The organism is Ralstonia sp. OTU4908 (assembly GCF_038440115.1).
Classification (GTDB): Bacteria; Pseudomonadota; Gammaproteobacteria; order Burkholderiales; family Burkholderiaceae; genus Ralstonia; species Ralstonia pickettii.
Genome location: NZ_JASATD010000011.1, coordinates 21,995 through 41,191, shown reverse-complemented (window position 1 = coordinate 41,191; position 19,197 = coordinate 21,995). Strand labels below are relative to the sequence as shown.

Sequence of the window (19,197 nt, the reverse complement as noted above, 5' to 3'; positions counted from 1 at the left end):
AATGGAAAATCATGGCGACGTTCCCTGTATGGCCTCCGCCGCCTGGCCAGGAGCCGGCGGCCAGCACGCCAGAATGGATCTTCGAAGACCCGCGCTCCCGCGCCCTGCTCGATGAAGTCGAACAGGTGGCGCCCAGCGACGCGGCCGTGCTGATCTCTGGTGAAACCGGCACGGGCAAAGAGCTGATTGCCCGCTACCTGCACAACCGCAGCGCGCGGCAGGGAGGGCCTTTCGTGGTGGTGAGCTGCGGCGCCTTCTCCGACACATTGGTCGATGCAGAACTCTTCGGCCACGAAAACGGCGCGTTCGCCGGCGCATTCGGCACACAGGTCGGATGGTTCGAACAGGCCAACGGCGGCACCATCTTCCTTGACGAGGTCAACGACCTGCCCTTGCCTGTGCAGAACAAGCTGCTGCGCGTGCTGCAGGAGCGCGAAATCGTGCGCCTGGGCGGGCGCACGCCCATTCCGGTCGATCTCCGGATCGTCGCGGCCACCACCGTCGACCTGGAAACGCTGGTCCAGGAGAAGCGCTTTCGCAAGGATCTCTACTACCGGCTGAATGTCGTCAATCTGAACGTCCTCACGCTGAAGGAGCGTCCGGGCGACATCGTTCCGCTGGCGCGCTACTTCATCAACACCTACAGCAAGCGACTCGGCCACGCGCGCGCGACGCTCACACCGGCAGCCGAACGCCTGCTGACACAAAGCCCCTGGCACGGCAACGTGCGCGAACTTGAAAACGTCATTCATCGGACACTCCTGCTGTGCGATGGAAACACCATCGATGCGCCCGACCTGCGGCTGTCGAGCCGCTCTGCCTGTGCCCAAGCTCACACCGACACCGACCCACCCATTGCTTGCGCGACCGCGTCGACCACGCAACCTTCTGTGCCGTACAGCACAGACGAAGCTGACCTGCTATGCCAAGCGATCCAGCACCTCTGTAACGATAGCGTGGGGAATGTCTATCAACTGGTGGAAGATGCCCTGTTCCGGGAGGTTTTCCGGTACTGCCACTACAGTCAAAGCGACGCCGCACGCGTGCTAGGCGTAAGCCGCAATGTGGTGCGGGCCCGGCTGATTCGCCTGGGCGAGGTCGGCGCGCCGCGCACGTCACCTTTTGCCCCGAAGCCCGGGACACCGGCACACGAAGACGTGATGGGCACGTAGCTTGCTCGCCCGTGTAAGTTGCTTTTTGCGTTATCGATAGCCATCCTGCGTGAACCGTTCTTCGTCTTCTCTACTCAGCATCCAGGCGCTGCGGGGCTTCGCCGCACTGTATGTGGTGGTGTTCCACTCCGGACTCGCTCTGGCCCACGCCGACATCCCTGCGCTTGCGTGGCTGACGTCGCATGTGATCAAGCGCGGCCATGTCGGTGTGGACGTGTTCTTCGTCATCAGCGGCTTCATCATTGCCTGGGTTGCCATTCTCGGCCCCAAGGGGCCTGAGCCGGCCGACGAATTTCTCGTCAAGCGGGCGTTCCGGCTTGCGCCGCCCTACTGGCTGATGTCGGTGCTGTATTCCACGTGGTTCAACCCGGTGTCGGCCGGCGTACTGCTCACCTCGCTCGCGTTTGTGCCGCAGGCCAATGTCGATGCGCCGTACTTTGGATACCCGCCACTGTATGTCGGCTGGTCGCTCAACTACGAAGTATTCTTCTACGCGCTGTGTGCGGTTGGGCTGGCGCTCTTTGGCCGGCGCGCGCTCGGTCTGGTGGCACTGGCGCTGTTCACCACGACGATCATCGTTCCGTTCTGGCACAGCGGCGTCGTGCAGGGCAACCCGGAAGCCTTGTACCACTGGGCCACACCACTGCAGGCCATGGCAGCCAATCCGCTGGTGCTGGAGTTTCTGCTGGGCGCAGGGTTGGCATGGCTGTATGCGGCACATCGGCATCGCCTGACACCGGCCGTTGCGCGTGTCCTGATGGCAATTGGCGTGGCGACGTTCGTGATGTCGGTCGTCGGCCCGGTCCCGAAGTTCAATCTGCTGGCGCGTGGGCTGCCCGCAGGCGCGTTGCTGTTCGGCATGGTGGCCATGGAGCACTGCGGCGAGCTGCGCGTGCCCCGCGTCGCGGTGTGGCTGGGTGAGCTGTCGTATGCACTCTATCTCGCGCACCCGGGCGTGATCGAAGCCACGCATCGCGTGGTGGGCAGGCTCGCACCGGAATGGATCGGCGCCCAGCTGATGGTGTTTGCCGTCAACCTGGCGCTTACGCTGGCGCTGGCCGTGCTGGTGCATCGTTATGTCGAATTGCCGTCAATCGCCCTAGGCCGCCGTTCCGTCGAGTGGATGCGCAGCCGCCGGCACGCCTGGCGCATCCGCCTGAGCCCACAAAAGCCTTGAGCGGCGCATAACGTTTCCGGTTTTTATTCGTTCGCTGCGCGACGGGGGTCTCAGACAATGGCTGCCTCAGAAACAATCTGTCGCCCGCCATGTCCATCCCTTCTTCCTCGTCCCGCCGATCTGCCTTCGCCTCCATCGCGTTGGCCGCGGCCGCCGCGCTCACAGCAACGGTGGCCCATGCCGATGCCACGCTCGACAGGATCCAGCAGCGCAAGAAGATTGTGGTTGGCGTGGTGCTCTCGGGTGGACCTTTCGGCTCCATCGACCCCGTTACACAGCGCGGCACGGGCTTCAACGTCGACCTTGCACAGGCACTCGGGCGCGGCCTTGGCGTAGAAGTGGAGACGGTGCAGGTACAACCTTCCAACCGCGTGCAGTTTCTGCAGCAGGGGCGTGTTGACGTCCTGGTTGCGGCGATGGAACTGAACCCCGAACGCGCGGAGCTGCTCGCACATGTGCCGACGCCCTACTATCGCGTGGGCGGCGTCGCGCTGGTCGCGAAGGACAGCCCGGTGCACCAATGGAGCGACTTGAAAGGCAAGGACGTCTGCCTGTCGCAAGGCAGCAGCTATGCCAAGCCGCTGGCAGCTGACATCGGCGCGACTCCCAAGGGCTTCAAGAGCCCGGCCGAATCCTTGCTGGCCCTGCGCGGCAACAACTGCGCCGCCGCCGTGCACGACGCCACGCTGTTGCAGCCGCTGCCGCGCAGCAACCCCGAATGGAAGGACTACCGCATCGTCGGCCCCGACCTCATCCCTTCGCCCACTGTCATCTGGGCGCGCAAAGGCGAGAACGACACCGTGGCCGCACTCGACCGTATCGTGCAGGGCTGGCACCGCACCGGCTGGCTGATCGAAACGGAAAAGAAGAACGCCATCCTGCCGCCTTCGCCCGCGCTGGTCGAATGGCATGACAAGCTGAAGGCCACGCGCGGCTGATCGAGAGGCTGCAGTTGACTGACGATCTGCTCACGCGGGCGATTGCGCTGGTGCGCCACGCCGGCCTCGACTACGGCTTTCTGGCCGAGGCGTATGAGCGCCATGCGCTGCTGCAAGGCGCGAAGGTTTCGCTGCTGGTGATGCTGAGCACCGTGGTGTTGAGCCTGGTCTTTGGTGTCGGGCTTGCACGGCTGCTGGTGTCGCCGCACAAGCGCGTGAGATGGCTCGCTCAGGGCTTTATCGAACTGACGCGCAACACGCCCACGCTCGTGCAGTTGTGCTGCGCGTTCCTCGTCGTCAACACGCTCATCACGCAAACGCTGTCGCAGTGGCAGCTGACCAACCCGCTCACACCGTTCTTCTGGGCGGTGACATTGCTCTCCCTGCACAAGGCGGCGTTTCATGCAGAAGCCCTGCGTGCCGGCATTGAAGCCGTGCCGCCCGCCATGCTTGAAGCCGCAACTTCGCTCGGCTTCAGCGCACGCGAGCGCCTGTGGCGCGTGCAACTGCCGCTCGCACTTCGCGCGGCATGGCCCTCGCTGATGAACAACACCGTCGAGCTGGTCAAGGCATTGTCGCTGGCATCCGCCATTGCGGTGGGCGACATCACGTACAGCGCGCTGATGATCTGGACACAGCGCGACAACGTGCTCGAATGCATGGTGTTGTTGCTGTTGTTCTACGGCGTGGTGACCTATGCAGTGCATGCGCTGGGCGTGTGGATCGAAGGCCGGCTGCGGATGCCGGGGTACGGTGCCACCGGCCACACCACACTGGGGGGCGCCGCGCATGCCTGACACCCTTTTCGCCACGCTTTTGCATTGGTCACCCGCATTGCTTCGGGGGCTGGGCATCAACGTCGGCATCAGCTTGCTGGCCGTCGGGCTGGGCACTCTCGTCGGGCTGGCGATTGGCGCGCTGCACTTGTCGCCGGTGCGTGGGCTAAGACATCTCGCCGGCGTTTATGTCATCGCGTTCCGCAATGCGCCTTGGCTTGTGCTGGTCTACGGCATTGCGTATGCGGTGCCCTTCGAAATTGTCGTGCGCGGCCACGTGATCCCGTTTCCGGATTGGCTCAAGGTGACGTTCGCGCTGGCATTGCCGGCAAGTGCTCATGTGGCGGAAATCTTCCGTGGCGCGGTGCAGTCGATCCCGCAGACGCAGTGGGAAGCCGCTGCGTCGTTGGCATTTACGCGGCGAGACATCCTTTGGCGCATCGTGCTGCCGCAGTGCGTGCAGCGCATGCTGCCTTCGTGGATGAACCTGTATGCCGTCATCACCATGGGCACGGCCCTGGCGTCTCTGGTGGGCGTGCACGATCTGCTCGACACCGCCCAGATCGCCAGCAACACGGTCAACCGCACGCCGTTTACGGTGCTGACCTACTTCACCGTGCTCGCCTTGTTCTTCCTCTACTGCTACCCGATTTCGCGCCTGACCCGGCGCATGGAGCGCGCGCATGTCGCTGCCTGAACTTCTTCCTCTCGACACACCCACGCCGGTTGCCCCGCCGCTCGTCTCGCTACGCGACGTGCATCTGAGTTTCGGCATCACGCCGGTGTTGTCGGGCATCGACCTCGACGTGCAGCGCGGGCAAGCCGTGTCCATCATCGGGCCGTCGGGCTCGGGCAAGTCGACGCTCCTGCGCTGCATCAGCGGCTTGCTTCGGCCGCAGCGCGGCAGCATCACCGTGGACGGCATCCGCGTCGACCAGCTCAACACCGAAGAAGACACCATTGCCCTCCGCAAGCGCATCGGCTTTGTGTTCCAGCAATACAACCTGTTTCCGCACCTGAGCGTGCTCGACAACCTCGTCGCCGCGCCCGTGCGCGTGCTCGGCAAAGCGCGTTCAGAGGCTGAAGCCACCGCACATGCGCTGCTCAAGAAAGTGGGCCTGGCAGACAAGGCGCGCGCATACCCCGGACAGCTCTCGGGCGGCCAGCAACAGCGCGTAGCCATTGCCCGCGCGCTGGCCATGAAACCGGAACTGATCCTGTTCGATGAAGTGACATCCGCCCTTGATCCGGAAACGGTTGGCGAAGTCCTCAACGTCATCGGCGAATTGGTCGACGACGGCCTGACCTGCGTCCTGGTCACGCACGAAATGGCCTTCGCGCGCGCCATCAGCGACGAGGTGGTGTTCACCGAGCACGGCGTCGTGGTGGAGCGCGGCCCGGCAGAACATGTTTTTTCCTCCCCGACGAGCGAGCGCACACGTGCATTCCTGTCGCGCGCGCTATCGGGTCATGCGGGTGCGCGGCCGACTGTCCACGCACCATGGCACGCCGCCTTCGCCAGCACGACGTTTGCCATCTGACGGTCAGCCTCCAATGGCGTGCAGTGCCGCGGCGGGCGCGTGCTGCAGGGCCTGCTCCAGATCGGTGATCAGGTCATCGGCGTCTTCCAGGCCGACATGCAGGCGCAGCACGGCGCCAGCCTGATCCCATTGTGCGTGGTCAGCCAATCTTTCGGGCGCCACCACGGTGACAAGGCTTTCGTACCCGCCCCACGACGCGCCAATCGCGAACAGGCGCAAGGCATCGGCGACCCGTTCCGCGGCGTACTGATCCGCGCCTTCCAGCACGAATGAAACGAGTCCGTTGGCGCCCGAGAAATCCCGGCGCCACAGCGCGTGGCCCGGGTCACCCGGCAATGCCGGATAGAACACCCGCCCAACGCCCGGCTGCGCCTGCAGCCACTGCGCCACGCGCGTGGCGTTACGCTGGTGCTGGGCCATGCGGAGCGGCAACGTGCGCACGCCCCGCAGCGCCAGGTAAGCATCATCGGCGCCGATCGTGAGGCCGAGCACATCATGTGCGGCTGCAATACGCGCGGCCACGGCATCGGTGCGGGCAATGACGGCACCCAACATCACATCGGAATGCCCGGCCACGTACTTGGTGGCGGCCAGGATTGAAATGTCCGCACCTGCATCGAGCGGACGGAAGAGAATGCCAGACGCCCAGGTGTTGTCTGTGGCCAGCGCGATGCCGTGCCGTTGCGCTATTCGGGCGATAGCACGCAAGTCGTAGATTTCATAGAGCAGCGACCCCGGCGATTCCGTATAGATCAACCGCGTGTGCGGCCGGATGGCCGCTTCGAGTTGCCCGTCGCGCGGGTCCACATACGTCAGTTCGATGCCCAGACGTTGCAGCAGCCCTTTGTCGAGCCGCCGCACGGGCGCATACACGCTGTCTGTCACCACCACGTGGTCGCCGGGCGACAACAGCGCCAGGAACGTCAGCGAAATCGCCGACAAGCCGGACGGCACAAGAAACGCGCGCACGCCGCCCTCCAGTGCCGACAATGCGTCTTCGAGCGCGCGGTGTGTTTGAGAGCCGTGGCGGCCGTAACTGGCGATGTTTTCGCCGGCCTTGCGGCGCGCGTACACGTCGTGCTGCGCGGCGGTGCTGGCATGGCGAACGGTGCTGGTGCGCTCCACCGGCACGTTGACGGGCGCGGTGCCCTGCACGAACGGGGGGCTGCCAGCGTGAATGATGCGTGTTGCAAGAGAATCCGAGGCATCCGGCGCATTGGAACGGGCGTCGATGGAAGAGCGTGTCATGCAGGCCTCGCGCGTTTCTGAAGGCGCCCATGTTAGGCACGCCACCCCGCACCCGAGAACGAACCGATGCGTCTAACCATATGCAGGATGCTGCGTTGGTCGTGCGCTGCCGCCGCCCTACACTGAGTGCTTCACTGATCCGCTTTGAGCTGCCATGAGTCTCGCCCAACAACGCGACCGCGCGGTCCACCAAACCCTCGTCGCCATCCGCGCCATTGCCGCGCAAGACGGCATTACGCATGCATCGCTTGCACGCATTGCCGATCGTCTGCAGGAACTGGCCGCGCAAGAAGCGCTGTTCCCGCTCGATGCCTTCCCACCGCCCGCAGCCGGCGATGCCGATGCCTCCAGCCGTTACCTGCTGCATGCAGAACCGGATCAGACCTTCGCGCTGTACCTGAACTCCATCAACCCGGGCAAGACGACGCCGCCCCACAACCACACGACGTGGGCGGTCATCGTTGCACTCGAAGGCCAAGAGTTGAACCGCGTCTACACACGCACCGACGATGGCCGCGACCCGGAGCGCGCCACACTTGCCCTGTCGCGCGAAGTCGTGGTGCAGCCCGGCACGCCCATCACCTTCTTGGATGACGACATCCACAGCATCCACGTAGTGGGCAACGCTCCCACCCGCCACTTCCACCTGTATGGTCGCGCGCTGGAAACGCTGACAGGGCGTGTCGGCTATGACCTCGCCACGGGACGCGTGCTCAACTACAACCGCAACTACATGAACGCGACCAAGCAGGCCGCTTGATCGTCCGCCTCAAGCCGGGACGGCCGGCCTGCGTCTCAGCGGGTTATGTCCGCTTTCGGCTGGCCGCACCCGTTTGACGCGGCATGCGACCCAACGCCGGCTCGAGCACGGGAGCATGGTCGCCGAGAAAGTCCCACAGCCGATTGGCGATAGGCCCGTGCGGCCGATCTCGCCGGCGGGCGACCGCCAGTTCCTGCACCATGCCGGGAAAATGCCGCCCCGCAATCGACAGCAATGTCCCTTCGCGCAATTCCGCATCGATCAGGAAACGCGGCAGATGCCCCCACGCCATGCCGTGGAGAATCAGCTCTTTCTTCATCAACTGGTCGGGCACAGCACACTGCGGCGCCCCGTCGATGACGTAGTGGGATTGCTCGGGCGGGTTGCGTGCCGAGTCGTTGATGACGCACTGCATGAAGCGCTGCATCTGCTGCGGCGTGATCGACGATGTGATGGAGAACGGCAGAAAGCCGGGCGCCACCACCGGCACCATGGCGATCTTGCCAAGGTCGATCCACTCCATGCGCACGTCCCCTTTCGGCACGCGGTGGACGATGAGGTCGGTGTCGTCTTCCAGTAAGCGTTCCCACGGCCCGGTAACGGCTTCGAACTGCAATTGCAGGCGCGTCTGCGCGCATTGGCCGAAGAACTGACTGAGCAATGCCAGCACGGGCTGCAGCGGGCACAAGTCGCCCAGCACCACGCGCAATTCGGCCTCCTCGCCCATGGCCAGCTGCTTTGCGTGGGTTCGCAGTTCATCGCTCTCGCGCAGCACTGACTGCACCTTGCGGTGGAAGGACCGCCCCGCCTCCGTCAAGCGTACGCGATAGCCGCTGCGGTCCAGCAGGTTTAAACCGAGTTGGCTCTCCAGCTTGGCAACCGCCGCAAAGACAGAGGGGTGCGAGCGATGCAATCGCTCAGCGGCCGCCTGAAAACTACCGGCGGTCACCACCGCATCGAAGCACTGCAGCTCATGAAGCGTAAAGTTCTGCATTGTCGGCAAAACCTACAAAGTTCGTCCAAACTTCATAGTATCCACCAACCGCTTGGGCTTCTAGGATGACAACACCGCCACGGTATCAAACGTCTTCCTCAGTAGCCCATCATGACCCATCGCAACGCTCTCTCTTTCATCACCACCGGCGACGGCACGTGCATCGCCTATCGCTTTGATGGCACCGCCGGCAAGCCCGTCCTGCTGCTGTCCAATTCCATCGGCACCGACCTGCACATGTGGGACGTGACCGTGCCGCGCCTGGCCGAACACTTTCACGTGCTGCGCTACGACGCGCGCGGCCACGGCGCTTCGGATGCGCCAGCCGGCGCCTATTCGATCGATCGGCTCGGTCGTGACGTGGTGGAGTTGCTCGATGCGCTCGGCATCCGGCGCGTGCATATGCTGGGGCTGTCGCTCGGCGGCATCGTGGCGCAGTGGCTGGCGATCCATGTGCCGGAGCGCATCGACCGGCTGGTCCTCTCCAACACTGCCGCGCACATCGGCCCGCCGGAGTATTTCGACCAGGCCATTGCCGAACTTCTTCAGGCGCCCGACATGCAGGCGACGGCCGAAACGTTCCTGCGCAACTGGTTTCCGGCACGCATGCTGGAGGCACGCGACGCTGCTGTCGAGCCATTCCGCCGCACCCTGCTGGCAACGCCCCGTGAAGGCATCATCGGCGGCTGGGCGGCCGTACGCGATGCCGACCTGCGCCGCACGATCACGCTGATCACGCATCCGACGCTCGTCATTGCCGGCCAGCACGACACCGTGACGTCTGCCCGCCATGGCGAGGAAATTGCCGCTGCCATTCCGGGCGCGCAATTGCGCCTGCTTGACACCGTGCACCTCGCCAACGTGGAGTTGCCGGATGCGTTTCTTGAAGCCGTTCTGGATTTCCTGGGCGTGCACGAAACGGTCTGACGCGTTGATACAGCATCAACGCAGCATCGACATGCGGCAACCCAGCCGGTTAACATGGCGGCCATCCAATCGATGTGCCGCCTGCCATGTCCCGCGTCAAGAACGAAGACGAATTCGAGTTGCGCCGCGAAAGCGTGCTCGACACCGCCGCCGAAGCTTTTGCGGCCGACAGCTACCCGAGCGTGTCGATGAACCAGCTTGCCGCTGCGTGCGGCGGCTCCAAATCGCGCCTGTATCACTATTACGAAGGCAAGGAAGCCATCCTGTTTGACCTGCTCGACCGCTACACGCGCCGACTGGCCGATCTGGTTGAACGCGCCCAGAGCGACGCGCGCCACGCCAAGCTTTCGGCGCGCGCCACGCTGCATCTGCTGATCCGCACGTTCCTGGCCGAATACGCCACGTCGCGTACGCGGCATGTGGCCCTGCTCAATGACGTGAAATACCTGGCGCCGGAGCAGCGCGACATCGTGCTCGCGCGCGAGCGTGACGTGGTGGCCGCGGTGGGCCGACAGCTCGGGGCGGCTTATCCGGGCAAGGTGGACGAGGCCAACCGCACGCCCATCACGATGATGCTGTTCGGCATGATGAACTGGACGTTCACCTGGCTCAAACCCGACGGCCCGCTTTCCTATGAGGGCTATGCGGAAATGGTGATCGACATGCTGGAGAACGGGCTGGGCGGGCTCGGTGGGCTGGGCGGCCCTGACGGCAAAAAGGGCTGACGTTCAACGCTCGTCGTAGCTGACCACCACGCGCTGCGTCAGCGGCCGCGCCTGGCAGGTCAGCACAAACCCCTGCTGGATCTCCCAGTCTTCCAGCGTGAAGTTCTTGTCCATCTCCACCCGGCCCTCCAGCACCTTGGCGCGGCAGGTACAGCACACGCCGCCCTTGCACGCATAGGGCAGATCGAGTCCCGCACTCAGCGCGCTGTCGAGCACCTTGGCGTCACCCGCCATGGGCACTTCGTGCGATTTGCCGTCTAGCACCACCGTGAGCGCCACATGGCCCGCCACTGCGGCATGCGTGCGCGGCCTGGCCGCTGCCGCCGCATCGCCCACGGGCACACCAAAGCGCTCGGCATGCACACGGTCGCGCGGCACCCCGCGCTCGAGCAGCGCGGCCTCGACCGCATCAATCATCGTCGACGGGCCACAGATGAAAGCGGCATCGATATCGCCGGGCGGGATCAGCGTGTCCAGAAAAGCGCGCGCTTTCGCGCCGTCGAGCCGCCCGTTGAACAGCGCGATGTCCTGCGCCTGGCGCGACAGCACGTGATACAGCGCAAAGCGATCGAGGTAGCGGTCCTTCAGGTCTTCGAGTGCCTCACCAAAGATGATGCTGTCGACACTGCGATTGCCGTAGACCAGCGTGAAGCGGCTCTGCGGCTCCGCAGCCAGCGTCGTCTTGATGAGCGACAGGATCGGCGTGATGCCGCTGCCAGCTGCAAAGGCCACATAGTGGCGTGCGCTTTCGGCTGCGAGCGGCACGAAGAAGCGCCCATCCGGCGGCAGCACATCAAGCGTCTGGCCCACGCGGATGCGATCGTGCAGGTGGTTGGAGAAGACGCCCGCATCGACGCGCTTGACCGCCACGCGCAACTCGCCGTGCGCGTCGTAGTCCTGCACCGCGCAGCAGATCGAATACGAACGCCGTAGTTCTTCATGTCCGGGCAATTGGCCCGGCGGCACGCGCAGTGTCAGGAACTGACCTTGTGTAAAGCGGTATGCCTCCCGCAGTTCATTCGGCACGTCGAAGCGCACGGAAATCGTATCGGCCGTTTCGCCGCGCACTTCAGCAACGCGCAAAGGATGGAATTGCGGAGTCATGGCGTTCGCGCCCAGGGGAGTGGTTGGCGGGGTCGGGGTCAGTAGGGCTTGAAATAATCGAACGGCTCGCGGCACGCGCGACAGCGGTACAACGCCTTGCAAGCTGTTGAACCGAAGGCGGAAATGAGCACCGTATCGTGTGATCCGCATTGCGGGCAGGCAATCTGCTCGGCCTGCGCTGGACGCGTGAGACGAATCGGGCGAGCCCCGCCCTCGTCCGCCACGTGCGCCGGCGGGGCAATGCCAAAGTCGCGCAGCTTGCGGCGCCCTTCAGCGGTAATCCAGTCCGTCGTCCATGCCGGCGACAGCACCGAACGCACGCGATACGCACCCACGTCTGCCGCTTGCAAAGCATGGCTCACGTCATCGGAAATCTGCTCCATGGCTGGGCAGCCCGAATAGGTGGGCGTGATCGTTGCCACCAAGGTGCCGTCTTCGTCGAGCTGCACATCGCGCAGGATGCCTAGTTCGGCAATCGTCACCACGGGAATCTCCGGGTCGGTGACGGCCTCCAGCGCCATGCGCGCCCGCTCCAACCGCTCGCTTACCACGATGCCCCCGGATACTGGCGCGCCAATCCCTGCATCTCGGCCAGCAGATAGCCCATGTGTTCGGAGTGCGCGCCGTGCTTGCCGGTGCTGACATACGGACCCGGCTCGGGCCAGCGCAGCGTGGCCTCGTCCAGCGCGTCGCGCACGGTGGCTTCCCATGCGTCGCGCAGGTCGGCTGGACGCACGCCGAAGCCAGCCTCGGCTGCGGCTATTTCAACGCCGTCCGTGGCAAAGAACTCGTTCGTGTACGGCATCAGCCAATCGAGCGCGGCCTGGGCACGCGCATGCGATTCGTCCGTGCCATCACCGAAGCGCACGAGCCAGTCGCGCGTATGGGCGAGGTGGTAACGCATCTCCTTCACCGATTTGGCGGCAATGGCGGCCAGCTCGGTGTCGGTCGAACGCGTCAACGCTTCCCATAGTGGCACCATCAACGCGGCGTACAGGAAGTGGCGGACGATGGTGACAGCGTAGTCGCGCGTCGTCGCCGATGTCGCGACCAGCGGCCCGGCATGGGGCAGCTCGAGGAGCGTGTAATTGCGGAAAGCCGGCTCGGCGCGCCAGTAGGCGTAGTCGTCTTCCGTGTGCGGTGTGCCGGTGAGCGCGCCTTCGATCTGCCCCGCGTGCGTGTAGAGCAGCCGCGCCTGCCCGATCAGGTCAAGACTGAGATTGGACAACGCAATGTCTTCTTCCAGCACAGGGCCATGGCCGGTCCATTCCGCGTTGCGCTGGCCAAGGATGAGTGCGTTGTCGGCCAGACGAAGGATGTATTGCAGATGCGCGTCGGAAGTCATCGCCGCGGCTCACATGTGGTTGACTTCATCGGGCAGCCGATAGAACGTCGGGTGCCGATAGATCTTGTCGGCCATCGGGTCGAAGAGCATCGGCTTGTCGTCGGGTTCGCTGGCAGTGATGGCCGCCGACGGCACCACCCAGATAGAGACGCCTTCCTGCCGGCGCGTGTAGACATCGCGCGCCATCTGCAGCGCCTGCTTGGCGTCCACGGCGTGCAGGCTGCCGCAATGCTTGTGCTCCAGGCCCTGCTTGCTGCGGATGAACACTTCCCACAGCGGCCATTCGTGTTGATGCATGGTGGGTTCCTTCCGGTTCAGGCAGCTTGTTGGCTGACGGCGGCGCGTTGGGCCTGCTTGCGTGCGTAAGCAAGCGCAGCCTCGCGCACCCATTCGCCCTCTTCGTGTGCGCGCTTGCGGGTGGCAAGGCGCTCGCGGTTGCACGGGCCGTGACCATCGAGCACGCGCTTGAATTCGGACCAGTCGAGCGGTGAGAAATCGTAATGGCCGCGCGCTTCGTTCCATATGAGGCCGGGGTCGGGCAGCGTCACGCCGAGCACGCGCGCCTGCTCGACGGTGGCATCGACAAAACGCTGCCGCAAATCGTCGTTCGAGATGCGCTTGATGCCCCAGGCCATGGTCTGCGCGCTGTTGGGCGATGCGCTATCGGGCGGCCCGAACATCATCAGCACCGGAAACCACCAGCGGTTCACGGCTTCCTGCACCATGTCGCGCTGCGCCTGCGTGCCGCCCATCATCGTCAGCAACGATTCATAGCCCTGGCGTTGGTGAAACGACTCTTCCTTGCAGATGCGGATCATGGCGCGCGCATACGGGCCATACGAACAGCGGCACAGCGGCACCTGGTTCATGATGGCCGCGCCGTCGACCAGCCAGCCGATCACGCCCACGTCTGCCCAGGAGAGCGTCGGGTAATTGAAGATCGACGAATACTTCGCCCGGCCTTCGTGCAGCGCGTCGATCATCTCGTCGCGCGAACTGCCGAGCGTTTCTGCGGCGGAATAGAGATAAAGGCCGTGGCCCGCTTCGTCCTGCACCTTGGCCAGGAGGATGGCCTTGCGCTTGAGCGACGGCGCCCGGCTGATCCAATTGCCTTCCGGCAGCATGCCGACCACCTCGGAGTGCGCGTGCTGCGAAATTTGCCGCAGCAGCGTCTTGCGGTACGGCCCCGGCATCCAGTCTTGCGGCTCGATTTTTTGGTCGGCCCCGATGCGTGCATCGAAGCGCGCCTGCAAATCGGCTTCGCCTTGAGAGGCGGCGGCCAATTCCTGCTCCGTTGGCAAACCGCCGGGTTGGTCGAGGCTTTGGGTGTACATGCGATCCTCCGGCCGCTTGCGCGGCATGTGCACGGCACGTCATGCGCACCGTGTTTTGGATGGATCGATTATAAACCGTCCGACCGGTCGGTCAATAACGGGTTTCACCGCATGCCTCGTGTGAGACATGCGGTGTGCTCTCTTCCTCGGGTCCTTTCTCGGTGGCTCAGATTGGCGCTGCCGACGATGCTTCGCCCTGCGCCGGTCCGTGCGCGCGCGTGCGCACGAACACGCCCGCCAGCACCGAACCAAGCACGGCGGCAACTGCCCCCAGCAGGAACGCGAGGTGATAGCCGCCATTGAGTGCTGTCGTGGCATCGGCCCCGGCCGCAGCCAGACCTTCGGTGCGCGCTGCCGCCAGACTTGCCAGGATGGCCAGGCCCAACGCACCGCCCATCATGAACGACGTGTTGACCACGCCGGACGCCAGGCCGGATTCATCAGGCGCCACATCGCTCATGGCGGCCAGCAGCACCGGGTTGAACGCCACACCGGCGCCCAAGCCGAGCAACAACATGCCCGGCAGCACGTCGAGTACAAAGCTGCCGCCCGCAGGCGCGCGCGCAAACAGCACCAGCCCAATGCCTGCCACCAGCAAACCCACCGACAGGGGCGCGCGAATGCCAAAGCGCATCACCAGCTTGGCTGACAAACCCAGCGAGAACACCGCCATGATGATGTTGGCCGGCAGGAAGGCCAGCCCGACCTGCATGGCGCTGTAGTCGAGCACACGCTGCATGTACAGCGCCGAGATGAAAAACCACGCGAACATCGCCGCCGCCCACAGCACGCCCACCACGTTGGCCGTGGCCACGTTGCGCAGCGCGAACATATGCAGCGGCATCAGCGGATGCGACACGCGCGATTCGATGACCAGGAACGCGATCATCAACGCGATGGCAATGCCCAGTTGCGTCAGCGTTTGCGTGGACGTCCAGCCGGCTTCGTTGCCATGCACGACCGCGTACACCGCCAGCATCAGCGACGCGGTCACGGCAATCGCGCCCGCCACATCCAGTTTCGTGCGATCGGCCAACGGCTTGCCCACCGGCAGCAACGCCACGCAGGCGACATACACCGCCACGCCAATCGGCAGGTTGACCAGAAAGATCCAGTGCCAGCTCAGCGTGCTCGTCAGCAGGCCACCAAGCAATACGCCGATGCTGCCGCCGCCCGCACAGACAAAGCCGTAGATGCCCATTGCCTTGGCGCGGTCGGCTGGCGAAGTGAACAGATTCATGATCAGCGACAGCGACACCGCCGACACCACCGCGCCGCCCAGCCCCTGCACGGCGCGCGCCGTAATCAGCAGCCCTTGCGAATTCGCCAGCCCGCATGCGGCGGACGCCAGCGTGAACAGCGTCAACCCCAGCAGGAACAGCCTTCGATGCCCGAACAGATCACCCAATCGCCCGCCCAGCAACAAACAGCCGCCAAAGGTGAGCATGTAGGCGTTGACCACCCATACGAGGGAGGTTTCGGTAAAGCCCAGGTCTGCCTGGATGGACGGCAGCGCAACGTTCACGATGGTCGTGTCCAGCACGATCATCAGTACGCCCAGGCAGAGCACGATGAGGGCAAGCCAGCGCTTGCGTTCGTCAATGCCATGCGTCATGGAATCACTCCTATGATGGGCTGGCGCGCCTGAATGGCGCTCAGGATTGTGCAGCCGATTTGAGATTGGCGAGTCCGGCTTCAAAGTCCTTGCCGATCATGGCGTCCATGCTGAAGAACAGGCCCATCACCTTGGAGATGAATGGGCTCGGGCCATACATTGCCCAGGTGACGTGCGTCACATCGCCGGCAGGCTTGAGCGTGAATTCCGCCGTGTTGTGCGCTTCGAACGGCTTCAGGAAATCCAGCTGAATCTGGATGCGGCTGGGCGACGTTGAATCGACGATCTCCATGCGCCCTGCCCCAACTTCCCGCGAGCCATCCCACGCATAGTTCGCGCCTTTGCCACTGACAGGCCCGCCATAGGTGCGCTTCATCGCCGGGTCACGCTTCTCCCACGGAGACCACGCCGTCCAGCGGTGGAAATCGTCGATCAAGGCAAACACCTTTTCAGGCGGCGCCTTGATGTCGATCTCGCGTTGCACACGGAAGGTGTCCGGACGCGTGGCCGCAAAACCCAGCACAGCAACAATCGCGACAACGATGACGATCGCAATGATCTTCAGCATGAAGAACGCTCCAACAGATGGGGCAGCAGGTGAATAGACGCCTTTGCGCAGGCCATGCAAAGGGTCGCGGCGAGAACAGCCGATCATCACCCGGGGGGTGGTTTCGTTGATATTGGTAAGGCCCCGGTGATCGCGCAGTCTAGCACCGGGCCACGGCCCTGCGCCAAGGCAGGCCGTCTACGAGTTTGCGTAGAACGGCCACCGTGCGGCGGCCGTTTTCATACGCACGGCCATTACATCGGCTTGGGGGCGATCACCATCCACGTGATGCCAAAACGATCGGTCACCATGCCGAACGCGTGGGCGAAAAACGTTTCGGACATCGGCATCGTGACGTGGCCGCCGTCGCCGAGCGCCTTGAAGGTACGCTCGGCAGCGGCGTTGTCGGCCACGCTCACCGACAACCCGAAACCCTTGAAATCCGTCTTGCCGCCGGCCATGCCGTCAGATGCCAGGATCTGGGTTTCGCCCACGCGGAAGGCGGCGTGCATCACCTTGTCGAGCGGGGGCGCCATGCCGCCACATTGCTCGGCAGTGGGCTGCGCGTCCTTGGGCGCATCCTTGTAGTGCATCACCACATCGACCTTGGCGCTGAGCGTCTTCTTGTAGAACTCCAGCGCCTCTTCACAACGACCTTCGAAGAACAGATACGGTTGAACTTGCATCACAACTCCTTGAGGTGGACTTGGGGGACTGCAAAGCCGCGCACCGGGCTACCTTGAACACGCGGTTGGGGAAAGGGTTTGTTCGCCTTTCGTTGGGCTCTTTCGTTGGTCTCAACTGCAAGCGGTTTCCGGCACCGGCATGGGAACCGAGGCGTGTTCATGAACCACCAGCCAGCGCCCATCGATCTTGCGAAAGCACACGGTGGCGCGCGTTTGCGCATCGTGCTTTGCACCGTCTCGATACCGCGCACGCAGGCGGTTCACGCTGAAGCAATAGGCCAGGTCGCCACTCACCTCGAGGTGCAATTCGACGAACTGGAAATCCGCCTGGCCATCCAGCGCATTGAACCAACCCTGCCAGTTACGGCGATACGCCTCTGCGCCTTTCACAAACAACGGCGGCATGACGTCAAACACGACGACGTCCGGCGCGTAGTGACGCATTACGGCATCGATGTCCTTGGCGCGAACGGCTTCTGCCCAAGCCTCAATCAGGCTGCGCAGCTGGGATGCATCGTCCACGGCCTCGCTTGCGTTTGTCATATGGACCTCCTGAAAGCGCTTGGCATCCTGCGTAACAGCGCCTAGTGTTGATTTGTGAACACTGTCCACAAACGATAGCAGACATAATGAACAGTGTCCACATCGCTTTTGCGGAGTTTCATCGCATGACCCAGGAACCACCCCGCCCGCCCGTGCGCGCAACGTATCGCCATGGCGACCTGCGGCGCGCGCTGCTTGACGCCGGCATTGAACTGGCACGTGCCGGCGGGCCGGAGGCCATCGTGTTGCGCGAGGCCACCCGCCGCGCAGGTGTCGCGCCAAATGCCGCATATCGTCACTTCGCGGGGCGGCTCGATTTGCTGCAAGCGGTACGCGCAGCGTCACTCGCGGCGCTGGCCCGCGCCATGGAGGCCGAACTCGAAACCATCGACCCAACCTGGCCGGCGGACGCGCAAGCACGCGCTTCACTGCGCGCCATCGGTGTGGGTTACCTCCGTTTTGCGCAAATGGAGACCGGTTTGTTCCGCACCGCCTTCGCCGTACCCGATGAGGTGGAAAACGACGCCGACCCCGCCAAGGCGGGCGATAGCGGACGCAACCCGTTTCAGCTGCTGGGCCTTGCGCTGGATCGCATGACTGCCGCTGGCGTGCTACCCGCCGAGCGCCGCCCCGGTGCCGAATACCTCGCCTGGTCTGCCGTGCATGGGCTCGCACTGCTCATCATCGACGGGCCCTTGCGCAGCCGCCCGCCGGAGCAAACCGGCGCCATCGCCCTGCGCGTGGTCGAAATGGTGGAGAACGGCCTCTAGAGCGCGCCATGGGCGTGCAGCGTCTGACGACATGCACAACGCTTCGTTTGCCTGCACACGCTTCAATGCAACGATGACAGCCTCGCTGCACCCGGCCACCCCGCAGGTGCATGCCCCATCAACCGGAGCGACCCTCCGCGACGAGGATGTCAGCATGACCCAAGCCCATCTCGAAACCATCGCCTCAGCACACACGCGCTACGGTGCCGCGCTGGAAAAAGACCTGTTCGACCGCGTTGCCGCCGTGCATGCGCCGCACCTGCCACCCGCACGCACGGAACCGCCGCGCGACGCACAGACAGCGGAAGAACTGGAAGGCGTGATTGACTACGCAGTGTGGAACGCGGCGCACGACCTTTTCATCGTGCAACTGGCCAGCGCTGGGTTGGACCGGCTGTTTCGCAATGAGCCCGACTTCCAGCTCGCACTGTCGCGCCAGATCGGCGATGACGGGTTCCACGCAGTGGCTTCGCGCGAGCGCATTCGCGTGCTGTCGGGGCGCGATCAGATCGAGCGCATCGTCCGCGATGTGCGCCACCACTGGGATGTTCTGGGCGATTACCCACTGACCAGTCAGGCCGCGTTTCTCGCGTGGGAATTCCACTACGAGCATCACATCCTCGCGCGGCTGCAAGTCAATCGACGCACGTCGCGCGTGCTCGATCTTGCCAACCGCGACTTTGCCGAGAACCGCATCATGCCGGACGAGGAGGTGCACCGCATCCTCATCACCGAGTGGTGGCACCGAAAGCTCGATGCGGCATCGGACGGCGAGCGCGAGCAGCTCGTGGGTCAAGTGCTCGAAGCCGACGACAAGCTGCAGGTGCTGCTCGGTGATTACCTGCGCGAATCGTGGGCGTTGAACGAACGCGCAGCCGGCATCGACACGCGCAACTACGTGCCGCTGTACGACGCATGGCGGCGCGAGATTCTGGGCGTATTGCTGCAACGCTCTGCCGACACCCTGCCGGCCCTCACCAGCCTCGGCACCTGAT

The 19,197-nt window shown here is 64.2% G+C and carries 22 protein-coding genes; 11 read left to right on the top strand and 11 right to left on the bottom strand.

The genetic code is table 11. The features are described from left to right. Positions 1-11: 11 nt before the first annotated feature. From AAHM38_RS11945 to AAHM38_RS11920, 6 genes are all read left to right on the top strand, one after another. The gene (locus tag AAHM38_RS11945) at positions 12-1,172 is read left to right on the top strand and encodes a sigma-54 interaction domain-containing protein (protein ID WP_116576241.1); all 1,161 of its coding nucleotides are present in this window, start codon (positions 12-14) and stop codon (positions 1,170-1,172) included. 49 nt (positions 1,173-1,221) lie between these two features. Continuing rightward, positions 1,222-2,349 carry an acyltransferase family protein gene (locus AAHM38_RS11940; protein WP_116576240.1) on the top strand — a complete coding sequence of 376 codons (1,128 nt, stop codon included), beginning with the start codon at positions 1,222-1,224 and terminating at the stop codon, positions 2,347-2,349. Between the two features lie 89 nt (positions 2,350-2,438). Further along, positions 2,439-3,287, top strand: a complete 849-nt coding sequence (locus AAHM38_RS11935; protein ID WP_116576239.1) for a transporter substrate-binding domain-containing protein — start codon at positions 2,439-2,441, stop codon at positions 3,285-3,287. Positions 3,288-3,301: 14 nt separating this feature from the next. Then, positions 3,302-4,084 (top strand): amino acid ABC transporter permease, encoded by a 783-nt coding sequence (locus AAHM38_RS11930; protein WP_182552938.1) that lies wholly within the window; start codon positions 3,302-3,304, stop codon positions 4,082-4,084. Continuing rightward, positions 4,077-4,760 (top strand): amino acid ABC transporter permease, encoded by a 684-nt coding sequence (locus tag AAHM38_RS11925; protein WP_009239849.1) that lies wholly within the window; start codon positions 4,077-4,079, stop codon positions 4,758-4,760. Before AAHM38_RS11930 ends, AAHM38_RS11925 begins: the two co-directional genes overlap by 8 nt. Beyond that, positions 4,747-5,604, top strand: coding sequence for an amino acid ABC transporter ATP-binding protein (locus AAHM38_RS11920; RefSeq protein ID WP_116576237.1), 858 nt, complete (start codon positions 4,747-4,749; stop codon positions 5,602-5,604). The genes AAHM38_RS11925 and AAHM38_RS11920 overlap by 14 nt, the downstream gene beginning before the upstream one ends. Positions 5,605-5,607: 3 nt before the next feature. Here the strand turns inward: AAHM38_RS11920 and metC are convergent, their stop codons facing one another. Further along, positions 5,608-6,852, bottom strand: coding sequence for a cystathionine beta-lyase (gene metC / locus AAHM38_RS11915; RefSeq protein ID WP_116576236.1), 1,245 nt, complete (start codon positions 6,850-6,852; stop codon positions 5,608-5,610). A 154-nt stretch (positions 6,853-7,006) separates the two neighbouring features. On the opposite strand from metC, the gene AAHM38_RS11910 reads away from it, so the two are divergent. Beyond that, the gene (locus AAHM38_RS11910; RefSeq protein WP_039376217.1) at positions 7,007-7,612 is read left to right on the top strand and encodes a cysteine dioxygenase family protein; all 606 of its coding nucleotides are present in this window, start codon (positions 7,007-7,009) and stop codon (positions 7,610-7,612) included. A 43-nt stretch (positions 7,613-7,655) separates the two neighbouring features. On the opposite strand, the gene AAHM38_RS11905 is transcribed toward AAHM38_RS11910, so the two are convergent. Next, on the bottom strand, positions 7,656-8,606 hold the full coding sequence (locus AAHM38_RS11905) for a LysR family transcriptional regulator (RefSeq protein WP_116576235.1): 951 nt from the start codon (positions 8,604-8,606) through the stop codon (positions 7,656-7,658). A 111-nt stretch (positions 8,607-8,717) separates the two neighbouring features. Between AAHM38_RS11905 and pcaD the strand changes: the two genes are divergently transcribed. Together pcaD and AAHM38_RS11895 are read left to right on the top strand one after the other, a co-directional pair. Further along, a complete protein-coding gene (pcaD, locus tag AAHM38_RS11900; RefSeq protein ID WP_116576234.1) occupies positions 8,718-9,533 on the top strand; it encodes a 3-oxoadipate enol-lactonase in 816 nt (271 codons plus the stop codon). Positions 9,534-9,619: 86 nt separating this feature from the next. Next, entirely contained in the window at positions 9,620-10,258 is a 639-nt protein-coding gene (locus AAHM38_RS11895; RefSeq protein WP_116576233.1) for a TetR/AcrR family transcriptional regulator, read from the top strand. Between the two features lie 3 nt (positions 10,259-10,261). Here the strand turns inward: AAHM38_RS11895 and paaE are convergent, their stop codons facing one another. From paaE to AAHM38_RS11850, 9 genes are all read right to left on the bottom strand, one after another. Beyond that, entirely contained in the window at positions 10,262-11,362 is a 1,101-nt protein-coding gene (paaE, locus tag AAHM38_RS11890) for a 1,2-phenylacetyl-CoA epoxidase subunit PaaE (protein WP_116576232.1), read from the bottom strand. A gap of 38 nt (positions 11,363-11,400) precedes the next feature. Further along, a complete protein-coding gene (paaD, locus tag AAHM38_RS11885) occupies positions 11,401-11,883 on the bottom strand; it encodes a 1,2-phenylacetyl-CoA epoxidase subunit PaaD (RefSeq protein WP_116576231.1) in 483 nt (160 codons plus the stop codon). A gap of 23 nt (positions 11,884-11,906) precedes the next feature. Next, complete coding sequence (gene paaC, locus AAHM38_RS11880; protein WP_116576230.1) at positions 11,907-12,707, bottom strand: 1,2-phenylacetyl-CoA epoxidase subunit PaaC; 801 nt, start codon at positions 12,705-12,707, stop codon at positions 11,907-11,909. Positions 12,708-12,716: 9 nt separating this feature from the next. Continuing rightward, entirely contained in the window at positions 12,717-13,004 is a 288-nt protein-coding gene (gene paaB / locus AAHM38_RS11875; RefSeq protein WP_004635034.1) for a 1,2-phenylacetyl-CoA epoxidase subunit PaaB, read from the bottom strand. Positions 13,005-13,021: 17 nt separating this feature from the next. After that, entirely contained in the window at positions 13,022-14,041 is a 1,020-nt protein-coding gene (gene paaA, locus AAHM38_RS11870; protein WP_116576302.1) for a 1,2-phenylacetyl-CoA epoxidase subunit PaaA, read from the bottom strand. 166 nt (positions 14,042-14,207) lie between these two features. Next, positions 14,208-15,656 (bottom strand): DHA2 family efflux MFS transporter permease subunit, encoded by a 1,449-nt coding sequence (locus AAHM38_RS11865; protein ID WP_103518878.1) that lies wholly within the window; start codon positions 15,654-15,656, stop codon positions 14,208-14,210. Positions 15,657-15,696: 40 nt separating this feature from the next. Further along, the gene (locus AAHM38_RS11860; RefSeq protein ID WP_116576229.1) at positions 15,697-16,224 is read right to left on the bottom strand and encodes an SRPBCC family protein; all 528 of its coding nucleotides are present in this window, start codon (positions 16,222-16,224) and stop codon (positions 15,697-15,699) included. 233 nt (positions 16,225-16,457) lie between these two features. Further along, entirely contained in the window at positions 16,458-16,889 is a 432-nt protein-coding gene (locus tag AAHM38_RS11855) for a VOC family protein (protein ID WP_009239862.1), read from the bottom strand. Positions 16,890-17,000: 111 nt separating this feature from the next. Further along, entirely contained in the window at positions 17,001-17,432 is a 432-nt protein-coding gene (locus AAHM38_RS11850; protein WP_065855520.1) for a YybH family protein, read from the bottom strand. 125 nt (positions 17,433-17,557) lie between these two features. On the opposite strand from AAHM38_RS11850, the gene AAHM38_RS11845 reads away from it, so the two are divergent. Together AAHM38_RS11845 and AAHM38_RS11840 are read left to right on the top strand one after the other, a co-directional pair. After that, positions 17,558-18,202: a TetR/AcrR family transcriptional regulator gene (locus AAHM38_RS11845; RefSeq protein ID WP_103519455.1), complete on the top strand. Its 645-nt coding sequence runs from the start codon at positions 17,558-17,560 to the stop codon at positions 18,200-18,202. A 154-nt stretch (positions 18,203-18,356) separates the two neighbouring features. Further along, on the top strand, positions 18,357-19,196 hold the full coding sequence (locus tag AAHM38_RS11840) for a hypothetical protein (protein ID WP_103519454.1): 840 nt from the start codon (positions 18,357-18,359) through the stop codon (positions 19,194-19,196). The last annotated feature ends 1 nt before the right edge of the window (position 19,197 follow it).

Coding starts and splice junctions, on each gene's coding strand:
- AAHM38_RS11860 (WP_116576229.1), bottom strand. CDS start 16,224: ATGCTGAAGATCATTGCGATCGTCATCGTTGTCGCGATTGTTGCTGTG.
- paaD (WP_116576231.1), bottom strand. CDS start 11,883: ATGGCGCTGGAGGCCGTCACCGACCCGGAGATTCCCGTGGTGACGATT.
- AAHM38_RS11910 (WP_039376217.1), top strand. CDS start 7,007: ATGAGTCTCGCCCAACAACGCGACCGCGCGGTCCACCAAACCCTCGTC.
- paaB (WP_004635034.1), bottom strand. CDS start 13,004: ATGCATCAACACGAATGGCCGCTGTGGGAAGTGTTCATCCGCAGCAAG.
- paaC (WP_116576230.1), bottom strand. CDS start 12,707: ATGACTTCCGACGCGCATCTGCAATACATCCTTCGTCTGGCCGACAAC.
- AAHM38_RS11845 (WP_103519455.1), top strand. CDS start 17,558: ATGACCCAGGAACCACCCCGCCCGCCCGTGCGCGCAACGTATCGCCAT.
- pcaD (WP_116576234.1), top strand. CDS start 8,718: ATGACCCATCGCAACGCTCTCTCTTTCATCACCACCGGCGACGGCACG.
- paaA (WP_116576302.1), bottom strand. CDS start 14,041: ATGTACACCCAAAGCCTCGACCAACCCGGCGGTTTGCCAACGGAGCAG.
- paaE (WP_116576232.1), bottom strand. CDS start 11,362: ATGACTCCGCAATTCCATCCTTTGCGCGTTGCTGAAGTGCGCGGCGAA.
- AAHM38_RS11935 (WP_116576239.1), top strand. CDS start 2,439: ATGTCCATCCCTTCTTCCTCGTCCCGCCGATCTGCCTTCGCCTCCATC.
- AAHM38_RS11855 (WP_009239862.1), bottom strand. CDS start 16,889: ATGCAAGTTCAACCGTATCTGTTCTTCGAAGGTCGTTGTGAAGAGGCG.
- AAHM38_RS11850 (WP_065855520.1), bottom strand. CDS start 17,432: ATGACAAACGCAAGCGAGGCCGTGGACGATGCATCCCAGCTGCGCAGC.
- AAHM38_RS11895 (WP_116576233.1), top strand. CDS start 9,620: ATGTCCCGCGTCAAGAACGAAGACGAATTCGAGTTGCGCCGCGAAAGC.
- AAHM38_RS11840 (WP_103519454.1), top strand. CDS start 18,357: ATGACCCAAGCCCATCTCGAAACCATCGCCTCAGCACACACGCGCTAC.
- AAHM38_RS11925 (WP_009239849.1), top strand. CDS start 4,077: ATGCCTGACACCCTTTTCGCCACGCTTTTGCATTGGTCACCCGCATTG.
- AAHM38_RS11865 (WP_103518878.1), bottom strand. CDS start 15,656: ATGACGCATGGCATTGACGAACGCAAGCGCTGGCTTGCCCTCATCGTG.
- AAHM38_RS11905 (WP_116576235.1), bottom strand. CDS start 8,606: ATGCAGAACTTTACGCTTCATGAGCTGCAGTGCTTCGATGCGGTGGTG.
- metC (WP_116576236.1), bottom strand. CDS start 6,852: ATGACACGCTCTTCCATCGACGCCCGTTCCAATGCGCCGGATGCCTCG.
- AAHM38_RS11920 (WP_116576237.1), top strand. CDS start 4,747: ATGTCGCTGCCTGAACTTCTTCCTCTCGACACACCCACGCCGGTTGCC.
- AAHM38_RS11945 (WP_116576241.1), top strand. CDS start 12: ATGGCGACGTTCCCTGTATGGCCTCCGCCGCCTGGCCAGGAGCCGGCG.